At 72.8% G+C, this 12,965-nt stretch carries 9 protein-coding genes and 1 pseudogene; 7 read left to right on the top strand and 3 right to left on the bottom strand.

Features of this window, described 5'->3' with window-relative positions:
• Window positions 1-34: 34 nt before the first annotated feature.
• Genes ACVTJA_RS49300 through ACVTJA_RS49290 form a run of 3 tightly spaced genes read left to right on the top strand, consistent with a single transcriptional unit; the run spans window position 35 to window position 5,372 of the window.
• Window positions 35-496, top strand: coding sequence for a bpX5 domain-containing protein (locus ACVTJA_RS49300; RefSeq protein WP_465831458.1), 462 nt, complete (start codon window positions 35-37; stop codon window positions 494-496).
• Window positions 493-2,328 carry a hypothetical protein gene (locus tag ACVTJA_RS49295; protein WP_465831457.1) on the top strand — a complete coding sequence of 612 codons (1,836 nt, stop codon included), beginning with the start codon at window positions 493-495 and terminating at the stop codon, window positions 2,326-2,328. Before ACVTJA_RS49300 ends, ACVTJA_RS49295 begins: the two co-directional genes overlap by 4 nt.
• Window positions 2,325-5,372 (top strand): bpX6 domain-containing protein, encoded by a 3,048-nt coding sequence (locus ACVTJA_RS49290; RefSeq protein ID WP_465831455.1) that lies wholly within the window; start codon window positions 2,325-2,327, stop codon window positions 5,370-5,372. Before ACVTJA_RS49295 ends, ACVTJA_RS49290 begins: the two co-directional genes overlap by 4 nt.
• 11 nt (window positions 5,373-5,383) lie before the next feature.
• Here ACVTJA_RS49290 and ACVTJA_RS49285 read toward each other — a convergent pair whose 3' ends face one another.
• On the bottom strand, window positions 5,384-6,073 hold the full coding sequence (locus ACVTJA_RS49285) for a response regulator (protein WP_465831453.1): 690 nt from the start codon (window positions 6,071-6,073) through the stop codon (window positions 5,384-5,386).
• Window positions 6,074-6,296: 223 nt separating this feature from the next.
• On the opposite strand from ACVTJA_RS49285, the gene ACVTJA_RS49280 reads away from it, so the two are divergent.
• The 3 genes from ACVTJA_RS49280 (at window position 6,297) to ACVTJA_RS49270 (ending at window position 9,555) form a co-directional block, all read left to right on the top strand.
• A complete protein-coding gene (locus tag ACVTJA_RS49280; RefSeq protein WP_465831451.1) occupies window positions 6,297-6,548 on the top strand; it encodes a hypothetical protein in 252 nt (83 codons plus the stop codon).
• An 80-nt stretch (window positions 6,549-6,628) separates the two neighbouring features.
• On the top strand, window positions 6,629-7,024 hold the full coding sequence (locus ACVTJA_RS49275; RefSeq protein ID WP_465831450.1) for a response regulator: 396 nt from the start codon (window positions 6,629-6,631) through the stop codon (window positions 7,022-7,024).
• A 131-nt stretch (window positions 7,025-7,155) separates the two neighbouring features.
• The gene (locus ACVTJA_RS49270; RefSeq protein ID WP_465840708.1) at window positions 7,156-9,555 is read left to right on the top strand and encodes a PAS domain S-box protein; all 2,400 of its coding nucleotides are present in this window, start codon (window positions 7,156-7,158) and stop codon (window positions 9,553-9,555) included.
• A gap of 4 nt (window positions 9,556-9,559) precedes the next feature.
• On the opposite strand, the gene ACVTJA_RS49265 is transcribed toward ACVTJA_RS49270, so the two are convergent.
• Both ACVTJA_RS49265 and ACVTJA_RS49260 read right to left on the bottom strand, forming a co-directional pair.
• The gene (locus tag ACVTJA_RS49265; RefSeq protein WP_465831448.1) at window positions 9,560-9,928 is read right to left on the bottom strand and encodes a response regulator; all 369 of its coding nucleotides are present in this window, start codon (window positions 9,926-9,928) and stop codon (window positions 9,560-9,562) included.
• A 108-nt stretch (window positions 9,929-10,036) separates the two neighbouring features.
• Window positions 10,037-11,182, bottom strand: coding sequence for a serine/threonine-protein kinase (locus ACVTJA_RS49260; protein ID WP_465831446.1), 1,146 nt, complete (start codon window positions 11,180-11,182; stop codon window positions 10,037-10,039).
• A 758-nt stretch (window positions 11,183-11,940) separates the two neighbouring features.
• On the opposite strand from ACVTJA_RS49260, the pseudogene sitA5 reads away from it, so the two are divergent.
• Window positions 11,941-12,939, top strand: a pseudogene (gene sitA5, locus ACVTJA_RS49255) (SitA5 family polymorphic toxin); the annotation flags it as partial.
• Window positions 12,940-12,965 lie beyond the last annotated feature (26 nt).

The raw sequence follows: 12,965 nt of genomic DNA, 5'->3' as shown, positions 1-12,965 counted from the left end.
TGGCCTCGGCCCGGTGCGGGGTGAGGGGATGGGCATGAGCAGCGAAAGAGTACCGGTGCGTTGGGGCCCTCGGGCCGAGCCGCTGGAGCCGCTCGCCGTCGCGGGCGAGGGGGACGTGGCGCTCGCGCTCGCTCGCCGCGTGCTCTCCGAGCCGGACGCGCGGCTCGCGGAGTGGAGCGGCGTGGCTGGGGCGGGCGTGCTCGTCCTGCTCGGGCCCTCGGGCTCGCTGCCGTGGGTGGATGGCGCCGTGTACCTCGGCAGGGACTCCGGCGCGCCTTCGCTGTTGATGCCGTGTGCGCTCGCTCCCAACGTGGCCGCGTCGATGCTGGAGCGCGCGTTGCTCGCTCGCGTGGGGAACGCGGGGACTCCGGTGGCGGTGCTGCCCGCGTCCGGCCACCTCGTTCCGGTGGGCGCGGCCCGGCCCGTGTCTCGCGTCACGCTCACCGCGTGGCTGGAGCCGGCTCCGGTGACTCCGAATGCGCAGGTGACTCCATGACCGAGCTGCCTCCCGCGCTGCGGCCCTGGGCGTCGCAGCTCTCCCTGTTCCCTGACGACCTGGCCCTGCACATGGGGCCCTACGTCGCTCGCCTGTCCGCGGCGCTCGGTGCGCTGCGTCCCCGCAGTGAGACCACTGGTGGTGAGCCGCAGGGCTATGACGGCCTCACCCGCCGTGGCACCTATGAGCGGCTCCTCGTCAGCGAGTGGCTGTGGGCCCTGGAAGCTCCTGACGAGCTGGTGCGTCGTGCCGCCTTCGGCGAGCTGTCCTTCCTCAAGCCCGCGTTCCGCCAGCCGCAGGGGGCTCGCCGCACGGTGGCGCTGCTGGACGCGGGCCCGGACCAGCTCGGAGCCCCGCGCATCGCGCACCTCGCGCTCCTCATCGTCCTCTCCCGCCGCGCCGAGGCCGCGGGCGCCGCCTTCTCGTGGGCCGTGCTCCAGTCCGACCCGTCCAGGGGCGCCCTCTCCGAGGTGACTCCGGCCACGCTCAATACGTGGCTCTCCACTCGCGACCTGCAGCCTCCGACGGACGAGCGGCTCGCCGCGTGGCGGGACGCGCTCTCGCTCGACGCGGGCCCGGAGGACGCGTGGCTCGTGGGCGATGCGCGCCTGTCCCGGCTGCCGAAGGCCTCGGGCCTGTCTCGCGTGGAGGTGTCCGAGGTGCTGGCCGTTGGCGCGCGGCAGCTCACCGTGGACGTGCGGCCCGCCTCGCGTCCCTCGCGCTCCGTGGTGCTGGAGCTGCCTCCGCCCGACACCAGCGTGCGCCTGCTGCGAGACCCGTTCCGGAAGCCTCGCATCGCTCCGCCCGTGGTCCGCCCGGCGAATCTCATGGCGCCGCTGCGCACGTTCGCCTTCTCCGCGGATGGCAAGCGGCTGCTGCTCTACCGCGAGGACGGCAGTGTGGGCGCCATGGCCATTCCGCACTCCATCCGCGCCACCGTGCCCAAGGCTCGCCGTGTGAAGCCGCCTCCCGGGCAGGAGTTGATGGGCGCGGGCTGGCGTCACAACGGCGGCCTCATCCTCCTGTGCAAGCGTGGAAACGAATACGTGCTCCACGGCAAGCTGCGCGCCTCCGCGCGCAACAAGCCCGAGAGCGACCTCTTCGACCTGGACGAGGGGGCCGTGGCCGTGGCGCCTCCCGCGAAGGGCTCGCCCCCGGGCCGGCTGCTGAGCTGCGAGGATGCCAACGGCAACGAGCGGCTGCTCCTGGCCGGCCTGGATGAGAGCCTCTTCCTCGTCCAGCAGGACCGGACCACCCGGCGCATCAACCTCTTGCGCGTGGCGAAGGGCGTCACCGCCGCGGCCGAGGTGGACCGCAAGGTGGTCTTCATGACGCGCCCCAGGCCCACGTTCTCTGGCACGGAGTCGTCCGGAGGCTGGCTCTGCGTCGTGGAGAAGGACCACGTGCGCCACCTGCCGATCGGCACGGAGGATTGTGACGCGTTCTTCGGCTTCCTGGGGTGGCCCGCCCATCCGGATGCGGGGCTGCTCGCGGTGCGGCGCCAGCCGGGCCTGTGGCGGCTGTTCGGCGCGGAGGGCGGCTCGCGGTATGTGGAGCTCCCCACGGAGATGCGCGTCGTCGGCGTGGGCACGTCCCGCGAGGCGCCCGACAAGCCCGGGCTGCTGGCGCTCGACGCGGACAAGCGCACGCTGTGGCTCGTCACTCCCGACGTCCGGTACCGGCTGACGGTGGCCTGGGAGGAAGTGGTGCATGCCGAGGCCAGTCATGCGTTGCCGGTGCTTGGGTGGATGTTGAAGGGAGGCGGGCTGGTGCTGAGCAACCTGCGCGAGGGCGGCATCCTGTACCAGGCGCTGCCGGGAGCAGCCGGATGAACGCGACGTCCATGACGCTCCGGCCCCGGAGGCATGTGCACCGGGGCACCGTGCGGGCCGCGGCCCTCTGGTTCGACCCCGCGCTGCTCGGCGAGGGCGAGGCGCGGCGGCGCGTGCTCGCCGCGTGGACTCCGGGCGCTGCCGTGCTCGCCGTGGCCGGTGGCTACCTGCTGCGCCTGCCGCGTCCCCTGGTGGTGGTCAGTGACTCCGCCCCGGGGCTGCCGCTCACGCTGGAGAAGGGCGTCCTCTCCTCGGCGCCGCTGTCCGCCTCCGAGCGCGAGCACCCGGAGTTGCGCGAGGGCTCGGTGTTGCTGGTGCGCGCGGGGCAGGCGCATGTCCAGACGCTGGCGGGCGCGCGTGTGGTGGACCTCTCGGCGTGGCTCGAGGTGTCCGCGTGGGAGGTGGTGACGGTGCGCGGCCTCGGTGCGCCTCCTCCTCCGGTGGCGGCGCTGGAGCCGATTCCGCCGCCGACGCGTGCCTCCTTCGGTGCGTCGGTGCCCACGCTCGCGCCCGAGGCCCAGGTGATGCTCGCGCGCACGCAGGGGAAGCCGCCACCGGAGGGACTCGTGGTGGCCGAGCGCCCGGGACTGCTCGCGCGCCTGCGCGCGGCGCTCCGCTCCGGGAAGGGCTCCGATGCGCCGGCTCAGGGGGAAGCCACGCGCGGAGCAGGAAGACCGGGCCTGCTGACGCGGCTGTTCGCGGCGTTGCGCTCCGAGAGGGGCTCCGACGATGCGGCACGGGCGGGGGGCGCTGCGGGAGGGCCGGGCCTGCTGGCGCGGTTCGCCTCGTGGCTCCTGCCTGGCGGTGCACGGCCCGCGTTGCCCGAGAGGACCTCCGGCGGCGCTCCGTCGGCGCCCGGCGGGCCCTCATGGCTGAGCCGGTTGCTCGCGTACTTCTTCGCTCCCTCCAACGAGCACGGTGGAGGCGCCGCGGCCGGTGGCGGTGACAGGCCCGGCCAGGCACCGCACGCTCCTCCGCCGGTACCTTCCGGCCCGGGCCTGCTGTCCCGCTTCTCCGAGTGGATGCTGCGCAACACGCCGCTGGGCGAGCTGCTGGGGCGGCGCAAGGCGGAGTACGTGCGCCGCCTCTTCGACCTGTTCGAGGAGGGCAACCTCCAGGAGGCCCTGCGCTACGCCATTCCCCTGAACAGCGGCGGCCTGGACGAGAACACGCGCGTGGCCCTGGGCCTGCCCGGCCCGCGCGAGTCGCTCACCATCCAGACCTCCCGGGGCGGCGGCTCCATCTTCGGCGGTGGCGAAGCGCTGTTCTCCGCCCTCAAGGACCGCTACCGCGACGCCTTCCGCCGCCTCGAGCGCGAGGGCCGCATCGACGAGGCCGCCTTCGTCCTCGCGGAGTTGCTGGGCGCCCACGAGGAGGCCGTCTCCTTCCTGGAGCGGCACGGACGCTTCAGGCTCGCCGCCGAGCTGGCCGAGGGGCGCAACCTCCCTCCGGGGCTCGTGGTGCGCCAGTGGTTCCTCGCGAAGGACATCGCGCGCGCCACGGCCATCGCCCGGCGCAGCGGCGCCTTCGCGGACGCGGTGCTGCGGCTGGAGCGCACGCACCTGGAAGAAGCCCGCGTGCTGCGCCTCCTCTGGGGCGAGACGCTCGCCGAGTCCGGAGACTGGAGCCGCGCGGTGCAGGCCGTGTGGCCCCTCGCCGATGCCCGCGAGCTGGCGCGCGGCTGGATTGAGCGGGGCGTGGCGTGCGGCGGTGCGAATGGCGCGCGGTTGCTCGCGCTCTGGGTCTCCGCCTACTCCGACGGGCTCACCGCGGCACAGGCGCGGGTGCGGGAGTTGCTCGACGACGACACCCCGGAGCGCGCTCCCGAGCGCTTCGCCTTCGCCCTCACGATGGCCGGCGAGTCGTCCACCGCGGAGCGCACCGCGCTGATGGTGCCCATGGTGCGCGCGCTGCTCCGCGACAGGGCGGCGGACCGGGCCCGCTTCACCACCGACTTCCTCACCCGCCTGCTGCGCGACGCACCCGACGGCACGCTGCGCTCGGACCTGCCCGCGCTGTCCGAGCGCGTCCGCATCCCGTGGAACACCGACGCCGCCCGCCCGCCCGTCCACATCACCGCCCGCGAGACGGACGACGGTGCCTTCCCCGTCCACGACGTGGTGGTGCTGCCGGACGGCCGCCTGCTGCTCGCGCTGGGCGAGGCGGGCGCGCGGCTGGTGCGCGCGGACGGACACGTGGTGGCGCACTTCGACGTGCCGGCCTTCTCGCTGGTGCCGTCCGTCCACGGAGACCGCGCGCTGGCGCTTGCCCGGCGCGGCGAGGTGCACCGCCTGTCGCGCCTGGACCTGGTGGCGCGCCGCGCGTCCTTCTGGTGCGACGCGGTGGTGGACACCTGGGCCCCCACGTATGACGGCGGCGCGTGGTTCGTCGCCTCGGGAAGCACGGTGATGATGGTGGACGTGCTCGCCCCGGAGGTGCGCGCGCTCTGGCGGGTGACGGATGTGCAGCCGCCCGTGCACGCGCTGGCCGTGGACTCCGGGTGGCTGAGCTTCGTCTCCACCGGCCTGGAGCGGTGGACCTACGATTTGCCCCAGGGCCCCACGCTGCGCTCCCGCGTCGAGCTGCTCACCCCGGAGAACGCATTCACGGGAGTCATCGAGTCCGTCTCGCTGACCGCGGACGGCGAGGTGGCGGTGATGGTGGCCATCCTCGACTTCGGGAAGGTGGTGCTGCCAGAAGTGCTCCTCGAACCCGGGCGCTCCCCGGCCGCTCGCGAGCTGCGGCACTTGTGGCGGAAGCCCGTGGGGACGCGCTCGCCGCAAGTTCCGGTGCCCGTCCGCGCCGGACGCGAGCGCATCATCCTCTCCGAGTCCTGGCGCGTGGACGTGCTGCGCTGCGCGGGCCACTACCAGCTCCGCCTCGCCGACGCGCGCGGCTCCGAGCGCGCCCTGCTCGTCTTCGAGGGAGACGTGCCTCCCCGGGTGCGCCTCACCGCCACCGCGCTCACGGCCTTCGACTCGCGCGGCCGGGTGCTGTGGCTGGATTTGGACGAGGGCATCGCCCGGCACGTGGCCGTGCGCTGACGCCCGGCGCTTCAGGACACGCGCAGCAGGTGCGCCGGGACGTGGAGGTTCGTGGCGGTGAGCACGCGTTGCTCGTCGTCCACCTCCAGCACCACCTGCACGCCGGACACCGTCACCAGCAGCGCGGGCGGCACGCCCGGCAGCGCCATCAGCCACGTGGAGGACATGGGCAGCTCCGTGCCCACCAGCTCCGCCGCGCGCAGGAGGTGCAGCCGCACGGCGTGTCCCTCCGCGCGGGGCAGCAGGCCCAGCGTGACGGAGACGTCGTCCTGGAGCTTCAGCGCGTACGGCCCGGACGTCTCACGAGGAGGCGGCTCGGGCAGGTGGCGCAGCCGCGTGCGCAACTCGCCCAGCATCGCCTCCGGAGCGGGGGGCTTGCGCAGGTAGCCCACCACGCCTCCGAGCGGCGGCTCCCCACCGCTCAGCGCGCCGGAGAACATCAGCACGCTCAGGTGCCGCAGCCGCTCATTCGTGCGGAGCTGGCCGTACAGCTCCCACCCGTCCATCCGTGGCAGCGACAAGTCCAACAGGATGAGGTCCGGGTGCCCCGCGCGCGGATGGGTCTTCAGCCACTCCAGGGCTTCCACCCCATCCGTGGCGTGGGACACGCGGAGGCCTTCCGCACGAGCGGCCTCCGCCAGGCGTTCCTGCCAGGTGGAGTCATCCTCGACGAGGAGCAGATGCTGGAGGTGCCGGGACATGGCGCGGGGGAATGGAAGAAGGGGGTTCCTGATACCCCGGACAGGGACTCCGAGCCAGATCGGAAACCCGGCGCGTTGGCTGGCGGACAGCGCGCGAGCCTGTTCCCCACCGCACACGGGACTGTGGAGGACAGCCCCCCGCATGGGGCGGGAAACTGACGGGGGGCTTGGACCGGGGGCACGGCTTGTTCCGCGGGGCGGAGCGGCCCAGTCTTGAAGAACCATGGCCCTCCGTCTCCAGCTCGCACCCCGGGCACTGCGCACCCTCAGCGAATGTCCGACGTCGGTGCGCCTCCGGCTGCAATCGGAGCTCGGCGCGCTCGCCGCCGACCTCCCGCTCGAAGGGCCGCTCGTCCCCGGGCAGGCCGGGCTGGTGGTGCTCGACTCCGGCTTCCGCGTCCGCTACCGCCTGGAGAGGGACCATCGCCTGCTGCGGCTGACGCACATGCAGCCTCCCTCCACCCAGGGGCGCTGAGGGGGGGCAGGCGGGCGGGCCCCCCTCCCGCCGGTGCGGGGCAGCCTGCCGCGTCAGCCGGGGGTATTACCGTCAGCACCATGATGGAGAGCTCTGTCCCGGGTGTTGGCTCGGTCCTCGTGGTGGAGGACGACGCGGACCTGCGTGCCGCCGTGGCCGACATCCTGGAGGATGCGGGCTTCGAGGTGCACGTGGCCGAGAACGGCGAGGACGCGCTGCACGTCTTCGGGGAGCTGGGCCACCTCGGCCAGCGCCCGTGCCTCGTGCTGCTCGACTTGATGATGCCCGTCATGGACGGCTTCGCCTTCATGGAGCGCGTGCGCGCGGACCCCAGGCTGCGGGAGGTCCCCGTCGTGGTGCTCTCCGCCTCGGCGCGCGAGCCGCCCGAGGGCGCCCGGGGCATGCTGCGCAAGCCCTTCGAGATTCCCCTCCTGCTGGACACCGTGGCGGAGCACTGCGCCCAGGCCCAGGGCTGACGGCCGGCTTTTCCGATGCACGGCACTTGGCCGTGGAAGGCGGTTGTCGGACGGCGGTGCGGGGACTTACATGCCGCGCCACCGTGCCCATCACCCTGGCCGACTTCCTCCTCCAGCACCGCGACGCCATCATGGAGGCGTGGGAGGGGGAGGTGCGCGCCATGCCCGCGGCCCAGGCCCTGTCCCGGCCCGCGCTGCGCGATGGCCTGCCCCGGCTGCTGGAAGTCGTCTCCAAGCTGATGCACGAGCGGCCCCGGGACGGGGTGGCCTCGGGGCTGGGCCCCATTCCGGACCTGCACGCGCTGGAGCGGCTGGGCGAGGGCTTCAACCTGCGGCAGGTGGTGACGGAGTACCGGCTGCTCCGCGCCTGCGTGCTGCGGCTGTGGGTGCAGCGCCGCAAGCCCGTGCCCGACGTGGAGGAGGAGCGCGTCTTCCACGAGGCCATGGACGAGGCCGTGGCCGCCTCCGTCAGCCGCTACACCCGCGCGCGCGAGCGCACGCTGCAGGCGCTGGACCGCATCAGCACCGCGGCGCTGGGCAGCGAGGACGTGGCCGGCTTCCTGCCGCGCCTCCTCCTGGTGCTGCGCGAGACGGTGGTGACGGTGGACGTGGCGGCGGTGCTGCTGCGCGACGGGGACGCCCTGCGCGTGGAGAGCGTGGTGGGCGAGGGGCTGGAGCCCGGCGCCCGGGTGCCCGTGGGCGAGGGCTTCACCGGCACCATCGCCGCCACGCGCCAGCCGCTGCTGGTGCACGAGGCGGGCACGGACGCGCGGGTGGGGGAGGCCAGCCTGCGCGCGTCGGGCCTGCGCGCGCTGTATGGCGTGCCGCTGGTGCTGGACTCGGAGCTGTTGGGCGTGGCGCTGATGGGCAGCCGCACCACCCCGGAGTTGTCGGAGGAGGACCTGCTCCTCTTCCGGGCCATGGCGGCGCGCGCCACCGCGCTGCTCTCCCAGGCGCAGGCCCACGCGCGCGAGCGCCAGGCGCGAGCCGAGGCCGAGGCGTCCCTGGCCCGCCTGCGCGAGAGCGAGGCCGGGCTGCGGCGCTGGGAGGAGGTCTTCACGCGGCTGGGCGTGGGCGTCGTGGTGGTGAGCGCGGACGACGGCATCATGCGCGACGTGAATCCGGCCTTCGCGCGCATGCACGGCTACGCGCCGGAGGAGCTGAAGGGCCGGCCGCTGGAGGACACCTTCGCGCCCGAGTCTCGCGGCGTACTGCCCCGGCACGTGGCGGCCGCGCACTCGAAGACGTCCCACGAGTACGAGTCGCTCCACGTCCGCAAGGACGGCAGCCGCTTCCCGGCCTTCTCCCACGTGACGTCCTTCCGCGACACGTCCGGCCACGTGGTGCAGCGCGTGGCCACGGTGCTGGACATCACCCAGCGCCGCGCGGTGGAGGTGGACCGGCAGCGCCTCCTGGCGGCGATTGAAGCGGAGCGCGCGCGGCTGGCGTCGGTGCTGGAGCAGCTGCCCGCCGGCGTCTTCATCGCCGAGGCCCCCAGCGGGCGCCTCCTGATGACCAACCGGCAGGTGGAGTTGCTCACCGGCCGGCCCTTCCAGGCGTCCAGCGTCACGGAGGACTTCGCGCGCAACTACCCGGAGGCGATGCACCTGGACGGCCGCCCGTACACGTCCGACGAGCGGCCGCTCACCCGCAGCGTCCGCCACGGCGAGGTGGTGAGCAACGAGGAGATGCTCCTCCCGCACGAGAACGGGCAGCGACTGACGGTGCTCGTCTCCAGCGCGCCCATCCGTGACAGGGATGGCCTCATCGTCGCCGCCGTGGCCACCATGGTGGACGTCACCGAGCGGCGCCGCGCGCAGGAGGTGGCGATGCAGGCCTCCCTCTTCGGCGAGCGGCTCATCGCCATCGTCAGCCACGATTTGCGCAACCCGCTCAACGCCATCCAGCTTTCCGCTACCCAGTTGCTGCACAGCGAGGCGCTGCCGGAGCGCGAGCGGCGGCTCGTCACCCGGCTGGCCCGCTCCGCGGACCGGATGCGGCGCATGATTTCGGAGCTGCTCGACTTCACCCGGGGACGGCTGGGCGGCGGCATTCCGATTCAGCGCGTGCCCGGCGACGTGCGCGCGGTGGTGCGGCAGGCGGTGGAGGAATTGGAGGCCGCGTGGCCGGAGCGCAGCCTGCGCGTGCAGGTGGGGCCCGGCCGCTACGAGGGGCAGTGGGACGCGGACCGGCTGATGCAGGTGGTGAGCAACCTGGGCGGCAACGCGCTCCAGTACGGCCCGCCGGAGACGCCCGTCACCTTCCGCCTGTCAGACGGGGGCGACGCGGTGGTGCTGGAGGTCCACAACGCGGGCGAGCCCATTCCCGCGGAGGTGCTGCCGCGCCTGTTCGACCCGTTCCGCCGGGGCACCTCCGCCGGCCACGCGGGCGGCGCGAGCAGCGGCCTGGGGCTGGGGCTCTACATCGTCGAGCAGGTGGTGAAGGGCCACGGCGGCCGAATCGAGGCGGAGTCCACCGCGCAGGCGGGCACCACCTTCCGGGTGATGCTGCCGCGCGCGCCGCCGGGCTGACGCCTCAGTGCATGCGCACCACGCGCGTCAGCGTGGTGCGCAGCTCCTCCAAATCCACCGGCTTGGGCACGGTGGCGCGCACGCCCTCGGGCAGGGGCTGCGAGGAGCCCGCGCCGGACACCACCACCACCGGCAGGGAGTGCAGCCGCGAGTCCTCGCGGACGTGGCGCATCAGCTCCCAGCCGCTCATCACCGGCATCATCAAATCCAACAGCACCGCGTCCGGACGGGGCGGGCGGCGCAGGCGCTCCCACGCGGAGAGGCCGTTGCCCGCCGTCTCCACGCGGAAGCCCTCCAGCGTGAGGAACTCCTCCAACAGCTCGCGGCTGTCGGCATGGTCTTCCACCAGGAGGACGAGGCTGGACGTGGACATGGGTGTGCAGCCTTGTACTCACGTCCAATGTCCGCCAGGGCCGCCCGGTGGATGCGTCCTCCCGCCGACGCCGGAAGTGTCGGCGAGGACACTGCGGGGATGTGCGAATCAGGCGGCCGTGTCGTCTTCCGGCAGGAGGCGGTCCTCGGTGGCCTCCTCGGGGGACTCGCCAGCCGACACGCGCATCGCGGCGTAGCGCAGGCCGGCCAGCTCGGCGAGGGCCTCCGCGCGGCCGAAGGGCTGCGCGGTGCGGCGGAGCTGCTCGCGCAGGGCGCGGGCCATCTCCGCGCCGGTGGTGAAGCGCTGGTTGCGCTCCGGGGCGAGCGCCCTTCGGACGACGGGCAGGAGGGCGGCGGGCACCGCGCGCGTGGCCTCGTCCAGGTCCTCCAGGGAGAAGGCGAGGATGCGGCTCGAGAGCTCGTTCGTGGCGGCCAGGCTGATGGCCTCGTGGATGGCGGCGTCCAGGGCCTGCTCGCGGCTGGCGGAGCCCTGGGACAGCATGCGCTCGCGGCGGCGGCGCGCTTCGGCGTCGAAGCGGTCCGCGCCCTCGAAGAGGTGGCGGCCGGTGAGGAGCTGGAGCAGGACGATGCCCAGGCTGAACAGGTCCGCGCGTGCGTCCAGGCCGAGCTGGGCCACGTGCTCGGGGGCGGCGTAGGCGAGGCTGCCCGGCAGGTCCGGCCCCTTGGTGGCCACGCGCCCCGGCAGCCGGGACCAGGCGGCGCCGAAGTCCAGCAGCTTCACCGCGCCGTGCTCGGTGACGAGGATGTTGTGGGGGCCCACGTCGCGGTGCACCACCTGGAGCGCGCGCCCGTTCTCGTCCGTGAGGCCGTGCGCGTGGTGGAGCGCGTCCGCTATCTCGGCGGTGACGTAGAGGGCGAAGCCCTCCGAGAAGGGCAGCCGCGCGCGGAAGGACGCCTCCAGCAGCACGTCCAGGCGGTGGCCGGGCGTGTGCTCGAAGACGAGCACCGGCGCGTCGTCCGGGCCCTTCACGTGGTGCACGGGGACGAGGTTGGGGTGGTGGAGCTGTGAGCTGAGGCGTCCTTCTTCCATCAGCCGGCGCGCGGCCTCGGCCTCCGCGGGCAGCGGGCGCTTGAGGACGGCATAGCCGGCGAAGTCCCAGTCATACCGGCGGCGGGTGAGCACCAGCTCTCCGTGGTGGGCGGTGCCCAGGGTGCGCACGAACTCGTAGGACGTGCGGCCGGAGCGCAGCAGCACTCGCGGCGCGGTGGGGACGTCGGACGGCAGGGACGACATGGGCGGCTCTCCTCGGCGCCGGACGGGCCTCCCACGCTCGCCGGCTCACCTTCCGAGTATGGTCCTCCTGTTTCCGGAAGTCACCCTGTGGGTAGTGCCTCACCCCGGCACCGGGCCCGGGCCTTTTCGTCCGCCTTCCACGCCGGGGGCCGCGCGCCAATCACTCTCAATCCGATGCCCGGTGGGTATGAAGCGCGGCCGCTGTCGGTGACAGGAGTTGATGTTGTTCAACATGAGTCCGCGATGCTTCGGGAAGACAGCCGCGGGGGCATGCTCGTTCGCGTGTCTTCCGACGAGTCGGACGACGCGCTCTCCCTTCTCAGGTTGCTGGCCTGTGATGTGACGACATCCAGCTGAACGCGGATGGCAAGTGAGCTGCTCCCCGATTTTCGGACCGGTTGAAGCGTGAGAGAGTCCTCGCGGCCAGGAGGCAGGTCGGTCGTGAGGAAGAGTCGGTTCACTGAGGAGCAGAGGGTCCGCATCCTGCGGGAGGCGGAGGCGATGCCGGATGCAGCCCGAGGGACGTTCACGCTCAAGCTGTGGGGACCGGGCGGGCTGTGCACGATCACGCTCTCCGGCGTGACGTTCCCGTAGTCATTCCGCCGAGCGCGCCCCAGCAACCGTCAGAGCATCACCTGGTTCGTCGGGAGGAATCCCGCCGTGGCAAGTCCTGGTTTCGCGCGGACGACATGGCTTCCATCGTTCCCTGAGTTCCTACTCCTACGCTCTCGGAGCGTGAGCAGGGCTGGAAGGAAACCATGATGACGCGCTGGTTGACGCCACTATTGCTGCTCCTGCTCGCCGGGTGCGGCACGGCCTCCCGGATCGTGCGACTCGATACAGGGCGTGAAAAGCCCACCATCTTCACCCCGCGCACCGGTGACGTCCAGCCGGTGCGACTGGACGTGGACGACTTCGAGGAGGCCGTGACGGAGTTGACCCGGGGCATACGGCCTTCCACTCGGCCCCAGGAAGCCGCCCGGAGGCTGTTCGAGGTGGAGGCGCGGAGCGGTTCGTATACGTACGAGCCCCACAGCCGCCGCCTCACTCCGCTTGGTTCGAGCGAGCACCTGGAGGAGCAAGCACCGGCGGCGGAATTGGAGCTGACGCGCGCCTACCTGCGCTGGTGCGAGCGCACTGGCAGGCCCGGGGATTGTCTCCGCCTGCTGATAGAGCACCCCTTCGTCAACGGAGATGGTCGTTTCGCGCTCGCCATGGGCCTCGCCAAGGGCGCCGTGCTGGACGAGATGCTGGAGACGTTCAAGGACATGGCCGATCCCCACGCAATGGTGGCCGCCGTTCTGTGGACGTGGACCACGTACATGATCCTCCTCTCCCTTCCCGACGTGACGGTCTCCAAGGGGCTCGCCGCCGTGATGACCGCCACGCTCATCGCCTACGTGGGCGTCGATACCTTCTGGGGCCTCATTGTCGGCTTCAAGCGACTGATGGGAGATGCGGACCGGGCCACCACGTTCGACGAGCTGCGCGAGGCGGGAGAGCGCTACGGCAAGCTCATGGGCCGCAACGCGGCGCGAGCCTTCGCCATGCTGGCCGTGGCGGCCGTGGGCAACACGGCGGCGGGGCTGGGGGCCAAGGTTCCGAAGTTCCCCGGCGTCGCGCGGGCAGCGGTGCAGGCCGAGTCGCAAATGGGCATCAAGCTCGCGGCGGTCGGGGACGTGGGAGCGGTGGCCGTAAGTGCCGAAACCATCACCATCGCCCTGGCGCCGGGGGCGGTGGCCATGACGATGCGAGGGCGCCAGACCAGTTCCAATCCCTCGGA

Source organism: Pyxidicoccus sp. M6 (assembly GCF_055568925.1).
This window is presented reverse-complemented; position numbering and strand designations above follow the sequence as displayed.